At 63.1% G+C, this 16087-nt stretch carries 9 protein-coding genes; 7 read left to right on the forward strand and 2 right to left on the reverse strand.

The window, feature by feature from the left end; all coding sequences use genetic code 11:
• Window positions 1-200: 200 nt before the first annotated feature.
• The 7 genes from ACSQ3S_RS02805 (at window position 201) to ACSQ3S_RS02835 (ending at window position 9014) form a co-directional block, all read left to right on the forward strand.
• Window positions 201-1160 carry a LacI family DNA-binding transcriptional regulator gene (locus ACSQ3S_RS02805; RefSeq protein WP_436141524.1) on the forward strand — a complete coding sequence of 320 codons (960 nt, stop codon included), beginning with the start codon at window positions 201-203 and terminating at the stop codon, window positions 1158-1160.
• 95 nt (window positions 1161-1255) lie between these two features.
• Window positions 1256-3580 (forward strand): glycoside hydrolase family 65 protein, encoded by a 2325-nt coding sequence (locus tag ACSQ3S_RS02810; RefSeq protein ID WP_436141525.1) that lies wholly within the window; start codon window positions 1256-1258, stop codon window positions 3578-3580.
• Window positions 3577-4218 carry a beta-phosphoglucomutase gene (gene pgmB, locus ACSQ3S_RS02815; protein WP_436141526.1) on the forward strand — a complete coding sequence of 214 codons (642 nt, stop codon included), beginning with the start codon at window positions 3577-3579 and terminating at the stop codon, window positions 4216-4218. The genes ACSQ3S_RS02810 and pgmB overlap by 4 nt, the downstream gene beginning before the upstream one ends.
• Before the next feature lie 35 nt (window positions 4219-4253).
• Window positions 4254-5522, forward strand: a complete 1269-nt coding sequence (locus tag ACSQ3S_RS02820; protein WP_436141527.1) for an MFS transporter — start codon at window positions 4254-4256, stop codon at window positions 5520-5522.
• Window positions 5523-5531: 9 nt separating this feature from the next.
• Window positions 5532-6542 carry a substrate-binding domain-containing protein gene (locus ACSQ3S_RS02825; protein ID WP_436141528.1) on the forward strand — a complete coding sequence of 337 codons (1011 nt, stop codon included), beginning with the start codon at window positions 5532-5534 and terminating at the stop codon, window positions 6540-6542.
• 386 nt (window positions 6543-6928) lie between these two features.
• Window positions 6929-8374: a pectate lyase family protein gene (locus tag ACSQ3S_RS02830; protein WP_436141529.1), complete on the forward strand. Its 1446-nt coding sequence runs from the start codon at window positions 6929-6931 to the stop codon at window positions 8372-8374.
• A 28-nt stretch (window positions 8375-8402) separates the two neighbouring features.
• Entirely contained in the window at window positions 8403-9014 is a 612-nt protein-coding gene (locus ACSQ3S_RS02835) for a PEP-CTERM sorting domain-containing protein (RefSeq protein ID WP_436141530.1), read from the forward strand.
• A gap of 33 nt (window positions 9015-9047) precedes the next feature.
• Here the strand turns inward: ACSQ3S_RS02835 and icmF are convergent, their stop codons facing one another.
• Together icmF and ACSQ3S_RS02845 are read right to left on the reverse strand one after the other, a co-directional pair.
• On the reverse strand, window positions 9048-12335 hold the full coding sequence (gene icmF / locus ACSQ3S_RS02840; RefSeq protein WP_436141531.1) for a fused isobutyryl-CoA mutase/GTPase IcmF: 3288 nt from the start codon (window positions 12333-12335) through the stop codon (window positions 9048-9050).
• 59 nt (window positions 12336-12394) lie between these two features.
• Complete coding sequence (locus tag ACSQ3S_RS02845) at window positions 12395-15958, reverse strand: indolepyruvate ferredoxin oxidoreductase family protein (protein WP_436141532.1); 3564 nt, start codon at window positions 15956-15958, stop codon at window positions 12395-12397.
• Between the last annotated feature and the right edge of the window lie 129 nt (window positions 15959-16087).

Genomic DNA, 16087 nt, shown 5'->3' on the forward strand with positions numbered 1-16087 from the left:
CTGGATCTTCCGGGTTTTCGCGAAGATGAGCCATTGAAACAAGAAATGATATCGATGTCAATCAAAATGTTATCGATGTCATTTTTCGCGACAAAACAAAAATTTCTGTCATAATGCGTTCGCAACCATGTATTCAACCCTATGAGCGATCGATGCCCTCGAATAAGAACGTAGCCCGAAAAAGCGACACGGCATTGACAATGGAGGATCTGGCCAAGCTGGCCGGGGTCTCCAAGATCACAGTTTCCCGTGCGCTGCGCGACAGCCCGCTGGTGACGGCCGAGACGCGCGAGAAGATCCGCACCTTGGCCAACGAGCAGGGCTACCGTTTCAACGTGAGCGCGCGCAATTTGCGCATGGGCCGCAGTTATTCGGTGGCGGTTGTGGTGGAAATGACACCCGTGCGCGGCCGGCCGATGTCCGATCCGTATCCGTTGGAGCTGTTGGGCGGCATCACGCAGGAATTGACGACCGCCGGCTACAGCGTGGTGCTGACGTCCAAGCAGTTGATGAACACCGCGCCGGTGCAGGGCGCCGACGGTTTGATCCTGCTGGGCCAGGGTTCGCACGGCGAGGCGGTGCGCACCTTGCAGCAGACCGGCATGCCGCTGGTGGTGTGGGGCGCGCCGGAGCCGGACATGGACTACATCGTGGTCGGCTCGGACAACAGGAAGGGCGGCATCAGCGCCGCCGAACGTTTCATCGCGCAGGGCCGGCAGAAGCTGGTGTTCCTGGGCGACGTCGACCACGCCGAGGTGCAGGAACGCTGCGCCGGCTTCATCGACGCGATGGGCGGACGGGCGGCGGTGCACATCATCCGCCCCAAGGCGTTCACCTTCGAGGCGGGCTTCGACAGTATTTCGGCGCTGCTGAAAAAGAAGGGCGCCAGCTTCGACGGCGTGTTTGCCGCCAGCGATCTGCTGGCCATGGGCGCGATCCGCGCGCTGGCCGAAAAGAATTTGCGGGTGCCGGAGAATGTCTCCGTCATCGGCTACGACGATACGCCCGGCGCCGCCAGTTTCGTGCCGCCGCTGACCAGCGTGCACCAGTATCTGCGCGACGGCGGCGTGTTGTTGGCCAAGAAGATGTTGGGCCTGATCGAAGGCCAGCCGGTCGGCTCGGAAATGCTGCCGACCACTTTGATGGTGCGCCAGACCTAGTTTTCGCTTTCCCCTGAAAAACGCTAAAAACCTTCTAAAACCGGTGTTTTTCAAAATTCAAACCGCTTTGAATCGCATTTTGTAAGGAATACGCTGTGCAACAACACACCTATCCCCTGGAAGCCTGGTGCATCCGCGAGACCAGCTTCGATACCGACTCCCATTTTCTCGACGAGACACTGTTCGCCCTGGGCAATGGCTACATCGGCCTGCGCGGCACCGGCGAGGAGGGCTACAACGGCCCCGCCGGCACCTCGCTCGACGGCACCTACCTGAATGGCTTCTATGAATCGGAGCCCATCCAGTATCCGGAGGCGGCTTACGGCCTGGCCAAGGTCAACCAGTTCATGTTGAATGTGCCGAACGCGAAAGGCATCGAGCTGTGGCTCGAGGACGAGCGTTTCGACCTGCTGAGCGGTTCCGTGCAGACGTACGAGCGGGTATTGGACTTCCGCACCGGCGTGCTGACGCGCACCGTGGAGTGGACCTCGCCGCAGGGCCGCAGCGTGAAGGTGAACAGCCGCCGCCTGGTGTGCTTCGAGAACAAGCACCTGTTCGCGATCGAGTTCGAGGTGACGCCGCTGAACTTCGCCGGCCGCATGCGGCTGGTGTCGGCGCTCGACGGCGCGGTGAAGAACCAGGAAGCCGGCGACGACCCGCGCGTGGGTTCCGCGGTTTCGGGCCAGTCGCTGCACATGGTCGGTCATGAACAGAATGTCGGCTTCGCGGCGCTGGTGCAGCGTACGCACAACAGCGGCTTCATGCTGGTCAGCGCCACCGACACGGAGCTGACCGGCGCCGATGCGACCATCACCATCGCGCAGGTGGAGCAGCGCCTGACGCAGACCTATGAATTGGCCGCGCAAGCCAGCCAGGCCGTCACGCTGACCAAGTACGGCAGCTACTTCTCCTCGCGCGACTACGCCGAGACGGAACTGATGTGGCGCAGCAAGGACACGCTGGCCAGCGCCAGGGCCGCAGGCTTCGACGATCTGCGCCTGGCGCAGGAGCAGTACCTGGCCGACTTCTGGCAGCAGGCCGACGTGCAGATCGCCGGCGACGACGCGCTCCAGCAAGGCATCCACTTCAACCAGTTCCACCTGCTGCAATCGGTGGGCCGCGACGGCAAGACCAACATCTCGGCCAAGGGCGTGACGGGCGAGGGCTACGAAGGCCACTACTTCTGGGATACGGAGATCTACATCTTCCCGTTCTTCCTGTATTCGAAACCGGAGATCGCGCGCAAGCTGCTGGAGTACCGCTACGCCGGCCTGCCGAAGGCGCGCGAGCGCGCACGCCAGATGTCGCACGCCACCGGCGCGCTGTACCCATGGCGCACCATCGCCGGCGACGAGTGCTCGGCCTACTTCCCGGCCGGCACCGCGCAGTACCACATCAACGCCGACATCGCATATTCGATCAAGCTGTACATGGAAGCGACAGGCGACCAGGAATACCTGGTCAAACATGGCGCGGAAATCGTCATGGAAACGGCGCGCATCTGGATGGGCATCGGCAGCTACGACCGCGAAGGCCGCTTCTGCATCAACCAGGTGACGGGGCCGGACGAATACACGGCGCTGGTCAACAACAACTACTACACCAACGCGATGGCGCGCATGCACCTGAACTTCGCGGCATCGATCGCGGAGCAGCTGCAGGCCAGCCAGCCGGCGGAGTTTGCCCGCATCGCCGCCGCCGCCGCGCTGGACGCGAACGAGCCGGCCGCATGGCGCCGCGCCGCGTCGCTGATGAATCTTCCGTACGACCAGGCGCTGCAAATTCACGCGCAGGACGACAGCTTCCTGTCGAAGAAAGTGTGGGATTTCGCCAACACGCCAAAAGAGAACTACCCGCTGCTGCTGAACTATCATCCAATGGTGATCTACCGCCACCAGGTGTGCAAGCAGGCGGACGTGGTGCTGGCGCTGCTGCTGCTGTCCGACCAGTTCACGCTGGAGGACAAGCGCCGCGACTTCGATTACTACGAGGCGGTGACCACGCACGATTCGTCGCTGTCGTCCTGTATCTTCAGCATCATCGCGGCGGAAGTGGGCTACCAGGACAAGGCCTACGACTACTTCATGGAGACCGCGCGCCTCGACCTGGACGACACGCACGGCAACACGCACTACGGCGTGCACACGGCGGCGATGGCCGGCACCTGGATGGGCGTGGCGTACGGCTTCGCCGGCATGCGTGTGGTCGGCGGCGAACTGCACTTCGCGCCGTCGCTGCCCAAGCAGTGGCAGCACTACACGTTCAAGATTCATTTCAAGGGTGCGCTGCTGGAGGTGCATGTGGAGCCGGGCCGCACGGACTACCGCCTGCTGCAAGGCGAGCTGCTGGACTTTACCCACGGCGGCGAGCAAGTCGCGCTGACCCTGTCGCAACCGATGCAATCGAGGAGTTTTTCATGAGCCGCTTTAAAGCCGTTATCTTTGACCTGGACGGCGTGATCACCGACACCGCCCACTATCATTACCTGGCGTGGAAAAGCCTGGCGGAATCGCAGGGCGTGCATTTCGACCAGGCCTTCAACGAGAACCTGAAGGGCATCGACCGCATGGGATCGCTGGACCTGATCCTGGCGTCGTCGTCGCGCACGTACACGCCGCAAGAGAAGCTGGCGCTGGCAGACGAGAAGAACCTGCACTATCAGGAATTGATTTCCACGATGTCGTCGTCGGATCTGCTGCCGGGTGCCGTCAACGCATTGAACGCGGTGCGGCGCGCGGGCCTGCGCATCGGCCTGGCCTCGGTCAGCAAGAACGCCTTTACGGTGCTGGGCCGGTTGGGCATCACCGATAAATTCGACTACGTGGTGGACGCAGCGACCATCGTGCGCGGCAAGCCGGATCCGGAGATTTTCCTGAAGGCGGCGCGCGAACTGGGCGTGGCGCCCGCCGACTGCCTCGGCGTGGAGGACGCGGTGGCGGGCGTGGCGTCGATCAAGTCGGCCGGCATGTTCGCGCTGGGGATAGGCCATCCGTTTGTGCTGACCGAGGCGGATGTGGTCATCACGAGCTTGACGGACTTCAATCTGGAATCGTACTAAATCATATAAATAATAAAAACCAATCCGGAGACAGTATGAAGAACAATCGCATCCTATTTGCGCTATTTCTGATTTACTTTGTATTTGCAATCCTGCTCAATAGCGTGGGCACGGTCATCCTTCAGGTGATCAACAACTACGGCATCACCAAGTCCAGCGCCAGCGTGCTGGAAGGGTTCAAGGACTTGCCGATCGCGGTGGTGTCCTTCCTCGTGGCGTCGTTCCTGCCGCGCCTGGGCTACAAGAAGGCGATGCTGAACGGGCTGGCCATCGTCACCGCCGCCTGCGTGGCGATGCCGGTGCTGCCGTCGTTCGCCACCACCAAACTGCTGTTCTTCTGCGTCGGCGTGTCGTTCGCGCTGGTCAAGGTATCGGTGTATTCGACGCTGGGCCTGATCGCGGCGGACCGCAAGCAGCACGCCAGCATCATGAATCTGCTGGAAGGCTTCTTCATGGTCGGCGTGCTGAGCGCCTACTGGGTGTTCGGCTACTTTATCGATTCGCACGATCTGCTGTCGCAAAGCTGGCTGCAGGTCTACTGGGTGCTGGCGGTGCTGTGCGCGCTGACGTTCGCACTGCTGCTGACCACCCCCTTCAACGAAGACATGGCCGCGCTGCCGGCAGGCCGCGGCATCGCGCAGGATTTCGCCGCGATGCTGAAGCTGTTCTTCAAGCCGCTGGTGTGCGTGTTTGTCATCACCGCCTTCCTGTATGTGCTGATCGAGCAAAGCGTGGGCACCTGGCTGCCGACGTTCAACAACGAAATCCTCAAGCTGCCGGCGGCGATGAGCGTGCAGGTGACCAGCATCTTTGCCGCCTGCCTGGCGATCGGCCGTCTGTCGGCCGGCGTGTTGATGCGCAAGTTGAACTGGTATCCGGTGATGAACGCCTGCGTGATCGGCATGGCGGCGATGGTGCTGCTGGCGCTGCCGCTGACGCACAACGTGGTGGCCGATCCGAACATCAGCTGGTCCAGCGCGCCGGTGGCCACCTTCCTGTTTCCGCTGATCGGACTGTTCATGGCGCCCATCTACCCGGGCATCAACTCGGTGATGCTCAGTTCCCTGCCGAAGAACCAGCACTCGGCGATGACCGGCCTGCTGGTGATTTTTTCGGCGCTGGGCGGCACCACCGGGTCGCTGATCACGGGCTACGTGTTCGGCAATTTCAGCGGCCATTTCGCCTTCTACCTGACCCTGGTGCCCATCTCTATCGTCTTGATTATGTTGTATTTTTTCAAAAAAGCTGTCGATGACGGTGGTGGCGGTTTCGACCCGTCCGCTATAATCAGCGGTCAACATTGATCGTTTACTATGAATCTGGAGCGCCTCGCAAACTTACTCGGCATGTCGAAAACCACGGTGAGCCGGGCGTTAAACGGTTACCCCGAGGTCAACGGCCGGACGCGCGAGCGCGTGTTGAAGGCGGCCAAGGAGAACGGCTACCAGGCTAATCCGATGGCGCGCTCGCTGGCGCTGGGACGCACCAATGTGTTCGGGATCATCTATCCGCTGCTGCCGGCGGACCTGGGCGATCCGATGTTCCTCGACGTGGTGGCCGGCATGTCGGCCGCGCTGGAGCAGGTGAATAAAAACCTGATCATCGCGCCGGTGTCGCCGTCCAACGAGCTGCCTTCCTACCAGCAGATCGTGCGCGGACGGCGGGTCGACGGCCTGGTGGTGGGTCGCACGCTGGTGCGCGACGAGCGCATCGCGTTCCTGAGCAAATCCAGGTTTCCGTTTGTCGCACATGGCCGCACCGAGCTCGATGCGGCATATGCGTGGTTCGACTACGACAACGCGGCCGGCATCCGCATGGCCATGGAGCGCTTGCTGGGCTTGGGCCACCAGCGCGTGGCCCTGATCAGCGCACCGCTGGAACTGAACTTCGCCCGCCAGCGCAAGGACAGCTTCATCGCATCGATGTCCTCGGCGGGCCTGAGCGTCGATCCGCGCCACCTGATCGACAATACGCTGGACCGCCGCAGCGGCTACCAGGCGATGCAGCAGTTGCTGGCGTGTTCGCCGCGGCCGACGGCCGTCATCGTCGACAATCATCTGTCTGGCGTAGGCGCCGTGCGCGCGCTGCTCGATGCCGGCATCGACATCGGCAAGGAGATATCGCTCATCGTTTGGGGCAATATGGCCGACACCTTGGCCGGCGCCAACGTCACCACCATCGACCAGCCCGACCCACACAAGGCCGGCGCCCGCATGATCGCCATGCTGATGGAGCTGGAGGATGGCAAGCCGGCTGGCGAACTGCAGGAATTGTGGCAGCCGGTGCTGATGCCTGGGGCCACGGTCGGTGCTGCCCCTCGCTAGCCGCGTTCCGTTCCGATTGCTTGTTGCATATTTTTTTCTTCAGGATTAGTATTAAATTAATCGCTGTCGGCATCAATCCTCAAGCCGGCTTCGATCCTTGACCTGCGCGACCTCGGCTACCAGCCCTCGTCGCAACGGCGACAGGTACGCAAGGTGCCTGTTTCAGTCATCGCTGTTGGATGCTGAATGTTTATCCGGACCCACCCAGTTGGTACATAACGGTCGCGACTCGTTGCGGCCGGTCTTACGCATCGGTTTTCCCTTCGAAAATCGATTTGATATTGCCGCGCGCAAGGCACCGACACGTGGGTACAGATCGTAACGACATTGGCATAGAAGCGTTCCATAAAAGAACGCGTGCCGTACTTTCTACATTGGAGACCGCCATGAAATACCTATTACTCGCTGCCGGCATCCTGCTGGCCTCGGCCGCGCAGGCCGCCACGATAGACGCCAAGACCCTGGTCGGCGCCAGCACGCCTTTGCAGATCGCTCAATACGGCGTGCGCAATTACTCCGCCCCGGTGCTGGTGAGCGGCCTGCACGATCCCGCCAACTATGCGGCCGCGCCCAAGCTGCCGGTATGGCAGTTTGCGGCGGCCGATCCGACCGGCGGTGTGCTGACCTTTGAGCGCGACAGCGCGCCCGCCACCGGCTGGCACGCCCGCACGCGCAGCGGCGCCGTGCTGGTGACGGGCGGCGGCTCGGCCACCGCTAACCGCGTCTACACCGTGTACAACGGCCAGCAACTGGTCGCCGCCCTCAATGAAGCCGGCAACGAGCCGAAGATCGTGCGCGTGATCGGCCATATCGATTTGCGCTGGAGCCAGAACAACACGGTCTTCCGGGAGTACACCAGCTATTCGGATCAGAAGCTGGGCGGCTCGATCGCACTGCCCTCCAACACGACGCTAGTCGGTATCAATGATGCACACGGCCGTCCGGCGCGCATCACCGGCACGGCGCTGCTGATCGGCGGCGAGCTTGCGCTGACGCCCGCAGGCGATCCGGAAGCGGACTTCAAGAAGTGGATCGCCGATGGCAAGAACGGCGACGACTATCCAACCTGGACCCGCAACGTCATCGTGCGCAATCTGGTGCTCGATACGCCATGGGACGTCAATCCCGAGGACTCGGCCAATGCCTATGCCGACGGACTGACGGTATCGCGCGGACAGAACATCTATCTCGACCACCTGACCATTTCCGACGGCGACACGCCGGACTCGCTGGCCGTCGCACCGTACACCACAAGGCACGACGGTGCGCTCGATGTGGTACGCGGCAGCGACTACGTCACCATCTCCAACAGCTATTTCGGCAAGCACCACAAGACCACCCTGGTGGGCAACGGCGACTCCGGCCGCGCCTGGAGTGACGAGGGCCGCATGCATGTGACCTTCAGCGGCAACTGGTGGGATGGAGCGACGACGCGCTTGCCGCTGAATCGCTATGGCCAGGTTCATATGTTCAACAACCTCGTCACCGGCAACGTTACGACCAAGGATGCGGACGTCAAATTCGAAAGCGGTACCGATGCGCGCTATCACTCGAACATGCTGCTCGAGAACCACTACTACAACATCACGGGCCTCAAGCTGACCGAGTTTTGCGGCAAGGCGATCAAGGGCAAGGACTACACCGGCTTCCGCTCGTCCGGCCATGTGTTCGTCAGCGACAAGGCCGGCACCAACCTGGTCGATGGCCAGTGCGGTCTAGCCCTGCCGAGTGCCGCCAACTCGTGGACGCCACCCTACCTGTATGCGCTGCAGACCGCGACGGCTACGCTGAGCTCCGTGCCAGCCAACGCCGGCGCGGGCAAGCTCAAATAACCGCACAATCTGAAAACCGGGGACGCGCATGCTTTTCAAACGATTGAGTTGTATTTTTCTTCTGGCGCAGTGCCTGTCGGCCGGCGCGGCGCCGGTGGTCGACACGGGCACGCCGTCGAATGCCGTCGGCGCCGGCTGGGCCTTCAACAGCAACCATGGCTACGCTGGTCAATTTTCGGTGACGGGCACGTTGACCATCTCCAGCATCGCCGGCTATTTCAGCACGGATGCCGGCACGGTGGGCATCAGCTTGTTCAGCAACAGCGCTGACGGCGACGGCGGCTTTGTACCGGGCAGCATGCTGCAATCGGCAAGCGTGGTAACTGGTGCCGGCGCGCTGGCCTGGAACGGCGTTTCGGCGTTGAACTGGGAGGTTGGGCCTGGCAGCTACTGGGTCGTCTTCACGTCCAATTATGGCACCGGCAGTCAAAGCAGCATGCCGGGCATGGCGCCGCAAGCCTTGGGCGGCTATGCGCTGATGCAGGGCGGCCAGTGGTATGACGCCGGCCCGCTCGGGCTTGGCCAGGGGCTGAGAGTGGATGGGGTTGCGGTGTCCAGCGTACCCGAACCAGACAGCATGGCGATGTTTGCCGTGGGGCTGGCCGGCATCGGCGCGCTGGCGCGGCGCCGCCGGGTCTGACGGGAGGCGGAAACCCGCCTCCCGGTTGAGGTCTTACATATTGCGGCGGTACTGGCCGCCGACTTCAAACAACGCGGTCGTAATCTGGCCCAGCGAGCAGACACGCACCGCGTCCATCAGCTTTTCAAACACGTTGGCGTTGTCGATGGCCGCCTGCTGCAGGGCGGCCAGCGCTGCCGGCGATGCCTCCGCGTTACGAGCGTGGAAGTCCTCCAGGCGCTTGAGTTGCGATTGCTTTTCGTCGTCGGTGGAACGCGCCAGTTCGATCTTCTGCGGCTCGCCCGTCGCCTTCGGATTGCGGAAGGTGTTGACGCCGATGATGGGCAATGTACCGTCGTGCTTCTGGTGCTCGTACAGCATCGACTCTTCCTGGATCTTGCCGCGCTGGTAGCCGGTTTCCATCGCGCCCAGCACGCCGCCGCGTTCGGCGATGCGTTCGAATTCCTGCAGCACGGCTTCTTCCACCAGGTCGGTCAGCTCTTCCATGATGAACGAGCCCTGGTTCGGGTTCTCGTTCTTCGCCAGGCCCCACTCGCGGTTGATGATCAGCTGGATCGCCAGCGCGCGGCGGACGGATTCGTCGGTCGGCGTGGTGATCGCTTCATCATAGGCGTTGGTGTGCAGCGAGTTGCAGTTGTCATAGATCGCGATCAGCGCCTGCAGCGTGGTGCGGATGTCGTTGAAGTCGATTTCCTGCGCGTGCAGCGAACGGCCCGAGGTCTGCACGTGGTACTTGAGCTTTTGCGAACGGTCGTTGGCACCGTACTTGTCGCGCATCGCCACGGCCCACAGGCGGCGTGCCACGCGGCCCAGCACCGTGTACTCCGGGTCCATGCCGTTCGAGAAGAAGAACGACAGGTTGGGCGCGAAGTCGTCGATGTGCATGCCGCGCGCCAGATAGGCTTCGACAAAGGTGAAACCGTTCGACAGCGTGAACGCCAGCTGCGAGATCGGATTCGCGCCCGCTTCGGCGATGTGATAGCCGGAGATCGACACCGAGTAGAAGTTGCGCACTTGGTGGTGGACGAAGTATTCCTGGATGTCGCCCATCACCTTCAGCGAGAACTCGGTGGAGAAGATGCAGGTGTTCTGGCCCTGGTCTTCCTTCAGGATGTCGGCCTGCACGGTGCCGCGCACGTTCTGCAGTACCCAGTCCTTGATCTTGGCCGCTTCGTCGGCGCTTGGCTGGCGCTTGTTCTCTTCGACGAATTTTTCAACCTGCTGGTCGATGGCGGTGTTCATGAACATCGCCAGGATGGTCGGCGCCGGGCCGTTGATGGTCATCGAGACCGAGGTGCTCGGGCTGCACAGGTTGAAGCCGTCGTACAGCACCTTCATGTCGTCCAGCGTGGCGATCGATACGCCGGAGTTGCCGACCTTGCCGTAGATGTCCGGACGCAGCGCCGGATCGGCGCCGTACAGGGTCACCGAATCGAAGGCGGTGGATAGGCGTTTGGCGTCCATGCCGGTCGAGACCAGCTTGAAGCGGCGGTTGGTGCGGAAGGCGTCGCCTTCGCCGGCGAACATGCGGGTCGGGTCTTCGCCTTCGCGCTTGAAGGCGAACACGCCGGCCGTGAACGGGAACGAACCCGGCACGTTTTCCAGCATCAGGAAGCGCAGCACTTCGCCGTGGTCTTCATAGCGCGGCAAGGACACCTTGCGGATCTTGGTGCCGGACAGGGTGTGCTGGACCAGGCGCGTGCGGATTTCCTTGTCGCGGATTTTGACGACGTAGTCATCGCCCGCGTAGGCCGCCTGCATGTCCGGCCACTGGGCCAGCAGCTTCTTGGCGCCGCCGTCCATTTCCGCATCGCGCTCGGCGATCAGATCGTCGAAGTCGGCGGTCTTGTGGGCGATGGCCAGCATGCGCTTGGATTCGGTCAACTGCTGGCGTTCGCGCGCCAGCGTCACCTGCTTGCGGGTGAAGCGGTGATAGCCGCGCACGGTGTCGGCGATCTCCGCCAGGTAGCGTGAACGTGCCGGCGGCACGATGACGTGCTTGCCGCTGGAGAAGCGCACGTCCACCGGAGGCAGCTTGCCCGGCTTGGCCTGCAGGCCGAATTGCGCCAGCTTGGGCAGCAGGCCCTGGTACAGCGAGGTCACGCCGTCGTCGTTAAAGCGCGACGCCTGGGTGCCGTAGACCGGCATTTCTTCCGGGCGCTTGCTCCACAGTTCGCGGTTGCGCTGGTACTGCTTGGCGACGTCGCGCAATGCGTCCTGCGAGCCTTTGCGGTCGAATTTGTTGATGGCGATGAAGTCGGCGAAATCGAGCATGTCGATTTTTTCCAGCTGCGAGGCGGCGCCGAATTCCGGCGTCATCACGTACATGGAGACGTCGACGTGCGGCACGATGGCGGCGTCGCCCTGGCCGATGCCGGAGGTTTCGACGATCACCAGGTCGAAGCCCGCGACCTTGCAGGCGGCGATGACGTCCGGCAGCGCCTGCGAGATTTCGGAACCGGCTTCGCGCGTGGCCAGCGAGCGCATGAAGACCCGGGCCTGTCCATTCCACGGATTGATCGCGTTCATGCGGATACGGTCGCCCAGCAGCGCGCCGCCGGATTTGCGGCGCGACGGGTCGATCGAGATGATGGCGATGTTGACCGAGTCGCCCTGGTCGAGGCGGATGCGGCGTATCAGCTCATCGGTCAGCGAGGATTTGCCGGCGCCGCCGGTGCCGGTGATGCCCAGCGTGGGCACGGCCAGGCCTTCGGCGGCCGCCAGTAGCTCGGCGCGCAGGGCAGGGGAGGCTTTTTCATTTTCCAGCGCGGTGATCAGCTGGGCCAGCGGGCGGTGGCGCTCGGCGATGTCGCCTTCCTGCAGCGGCGCCAGCGACGTCGGCGAATACTGGGACAGGTCGATGTCGCACTGCTGCACCATCCACTGGATCATGCCGACGAGGCCCATGCGCTGGCCGTCTTCCGGGCTGAAGATCTTGGTCACGCCGTAGGCATGCAGGTCGGCGATTTCGTCGGGAACGATCACGCCGCCGCCGCCGCCGAATACCTTGATGTGCGCGCCGCCGCGCTGGCGCAGCAGGTCGATCATGTATTTGAAGTATTCGACGTGGCCGCCCTGGTAGCTGGAGATGGCGATGCCCTGCACGTCTTCGGCCAGCGCGGCGGTCACCACTTCGTCGACCGAGCGGTTGTGGCCCAGGTGGACCACTTCCACGCCGTTCGATTGCAGGATGCGGCGCATGATGTTGATCGAGGCGTCGTGGCCGTCGAACAGCGAGGCGGCCGTAACGAAGCGGACTTTGTTGTTCAGGCGCGGCTGGTCCGGCACGGCGGCGATTTTCGGAGCGGAGAGGTCGTTCATGGTGTCCCTTATGCTTTTCTTCATTATATGACGTTTACGTTAACGTCAAGTCAAGCGAATTATGCGGCGCGCTGTTGGCTGAATTGCGCCAGCAGGCGGGTTTTCTCGGTACGGAAGGTGGCGACTGCCTTTTCCTTCACGTGGCCGAAGCCGCGCACTTTTTCCGGCAGGCCGGCCAGTTCGACGGCCACCGCGTGGTTTTCCGGCGTCAGCTTGTCCATCAGCGCGACAACCATCTCGCGGTACTCGGCGATCAGCGCGCGCTCCATCTTGCGCTCCCCGGTGTAGCCGAAGATGTCGAACGCGCCGCCGCGCAGGCCCTTGAACTTGGCCAGCAGCTTGAACGCGCTCCACATCCACGAGCCGAATTCCGCCTTGACCAGATGGCCCTTGGCGTCCTTTTTGGCGAACATCGGCGGCGCCAGGTTGAACTTGACCGAGAAGTTGCCCTCGAACTGCTGCTTCAGCTGCTCGACGAAACGGCCGTCGGTGTACAGGCGCGCCACTTCGTATTCGTCCTTGTAGGCCATCAGCTTGAAGTAGTACTTGGCGACGGCGGTGGACAGCTTGTTGCCCAGGCCCAGCGCGGTTTCCTTCGCGCGCACCTGCGACACCAGCTGCTCGTAGGTCGAGGCGTAGGCGGCGTTCTGGTACGCGGTCAGGAACTCGACGCGCTTGGCCAGAACATTTTCCAGGCTTTGCGGCATCTGCACGACGATGGCTTGCGCCGGCGTCGCCACGCGCTCCACGCGCTTCAGGTCCACGGCGGCGCGGCGGCCCCACAGGAAGCTCTTCTTGTTCGACGCGATGCCGACGCCGTTCAACTCGATCGCGCGCAGCAGCGAGGCTTCGCTCAGCGGGATGCGGCCTTTCTGCCATGCGTAGCCGAGCATGAACAGGTTGGCGGCGATCGAGTCACCCATCAGCGCGGTGGCCAGCTTGGTGGCGTCGATGAAATCGGCGGCGCCGGCGCCGACCGATTCCTCGATCAGCGCGCGCACTTCGGCCACCGGGTACTGCCAGTCGGCGTTCTGCGCGAAGGTGCCGGGCGGCTGCTCGTGCAGGTTGATCACGGCCAGCGTGCGGCCTGGACGCATCTTCGATACCGCGTCGGCGGCGCCGGCGGTCAGCATGTCGCAGCCGAGGATCACGTCCGCCTCGCCGGTGGCGATGCGTTGCGCACGCAGGTGGGCCGGGGTCTTCGCCACTTTGACGTGCGAGGTGACCGAACCGTTTTTCTGCGACATGCCGGTCATGTCCAGCACCGACGCGCCTTTGCCTTCCAGGTGTGCGGCCATGCCCATCAGGGCGCCGACGGTGATCACGCCGGTGCCGCCGATGCCGTTGATCAGGATGTTGTACGGCTGGTCGCACGACGGCAGCACGGGTTCCGGCAGCGGGCCGAAGCCGTCGTCGGCGTTATCCTTGGTGACGCCGGTCTTGGTTTTCTTCAGCGATCCGCCTTCGACCGTGACGAAGCTCGGGCAGAAGCCCTTCACGCACGAGTAGTCCTTGTTGCACGACGATTGATCGATGGTGCGCTTGCGGCCGAATTCCGTTTCCTTCGGCAGGATCGACGTGCAGTTGGACTGGATGCCGCAGTCGCCGCAGCCTTCGCAGACGGCTTCGTTGATGACCATGCGCTTGGCCGGGTCGGGGAACTCGCCTTTTTTCCGACGCCGGCGCTTCTCGGCCGCGCAGGTCTGGTCGTAGATCAGCACCGACACGCCGCCGATCTCGCGCAGCTCGCGCTGCACCGCGTCCATGTCCTTGCGGTCGTGCAGGCTGACGATGGTCGGCAGCGCGCTGCGGTCGGTGTAGCGGTTCAGGTCTTCGGTCACCAGCGCGATGCGCTTGACGCCTTCGGCCGCCATCTGCTGCGCGATCATCGGCACCGAGGTGATGCCGTCGACCGGCTGGCCGCCCGTCATCGCGACGGCGTCGTTGTACAGGATCTTGTAGGTCATGTTGACCTTGGCCGCCACGGCCGCGCGGATCGCCAGGTAGCCGGAGTGGAAGTAGGTGCCGTCGCCCAGGTTCTGGAACACGTGCGGGATCTTCGAGAACGCGGCCTGGCCGATCCACGGCGCGCCTTCGCCGCCCATGTGCGTGGTCAGCTTGTTGAACTCGGGATAGATCGACGTCGCCATCACGTGGCAGCCGATGCCGGCCAATGCCAGGCTGCCTTCCGGTACCTTGGTCGAGGTGTTGTGCGGGCATCCGGAGCAGTAGAAGGCCGGGCGGAACGGTGTGCTGATGGCCTTCTTCAGGACCGCGTCCTTCGCGTCGAGGAAGGTCAGGCGGGCCTTGATATGGTCGCAGGTGACCGGATCGGAGATCAGGCGCTTGACGCGCGAGGCGATCACACGTGCCACTTGCGAGACCGAGAAGTCGGCCTTGGACGTCAGCAGCCATTCGCCGCGCGGAGCGACCCATTCGCCTTTTTCATCGAACTTGCCGATCACGCGCGGACGCACGTCGTCGCGCCAGTTGTACAGCTGTTCCTTCAGTTGGTATTCGACGATCTGGCGCTTTTCCTCGACCACCAAAATCTCGTCCAGACCCTGAGCGAATTCGCGCACGCTGTCCGGTTCCAGCGGCCATGGCATCGCGACCTTGAACAGGCGCAGGCCCACCTCGGCCGCCATCTTCTCGTCGATGCCCAGTTCCTCCAGCGCTTCCAGCACGTCCAGGTAGGATTTGCCGGAGGCGATGATGCCCAGCTTGGCGTTCGGGCTGGTGATGGTGGTGTGATTCAGTCTGTTCTCGCGCGCATAGGCCAGCGCGGCGTAGATTTTGTAGTCCTGCATCAGCGCTTCCTGGTTGCGCGCCTGCTGGCCCAGCGGGATGCTGGACAAACGCGCATTCAGGCCGCCTTCCGGCATGACGAAATCGTGCGGGATCTTGACTTCGACGCGGAACGGATCGGCGTCGACGGAGGCCGACGACTCGACCGTGTCCGCCAGCGCCTTGAACGCCACCGTGCAGCCGGAGAAGCGCGACATGGCCCAGCCGTGGATGCCCAGGTCCAGGTATTCCTGCACGTTGCATGGGTACAGCACCGGGATCATCGAGGCCGAGAACAAATGGTCCGACTGGTGCGGCAGCGTCGACGAATAGGCGCCGTGGTCGTCGCCCGCGACCAGCAGCACGCCGCCGTGTTTCGAGGTGCCGGCGTGGTTCATGTGCTTGAACACGTCGCCACAGCGGTCCACGCCCGGGCCCTTGCCGTACCACATGGCGAACACGCCGTCGTACTTGGCCTCGCCGATCAGGTCGACCTGCTGCGAGCCCCAGACGGCGGTCGCCGCCAGATCCTCGTTCACGCCCGGCACGAACTGCACGTGATGCGCTTCCAGGTGCGGCTTGGCCTTCCACAGGTTTTCATCCAGGCCGCCCAGCGGCGAGCCGCGATAGCCGGAAATGAAGCCGGCCGTGTTCAGGCCATCGGCCTGGTCGCGCACGCGCTGCATCATCGGCAGGCGCACCAGCGCCTGGATGCCGGACAGGAAAATGTCGCCCCCGGTGGCGGTGTATTTGTCGTCGAGGCTTACGCTGGTCAGGCGGGAAGGGATGTCGTCGCCTGCGGACGTTGCAGGGCCGTGTGCCGTGGTATCGGGCATGGTGGTGTCTCCGTTTTTTTGTGTCAGATCGCGCCCAAACTTGGTGGCGCCGGGTAGGCGCGCCAGGATCAGGCCATGGGCCGCATGGTTAGCGGCAATACAGATATTTTAGGCTTAAAAAATCCGCTT

It is taken from the genome of Duganella sp. LjRoot269 (genome assembly GCF_964254095.1).
Classification (GTDB): domain Bacteria; phylum Pseudomonadota; class Gammaproteobacteria; order Burkholderiales; family Burkholderiaceae_D; genus Rugamonas; species Rugamonas hordei.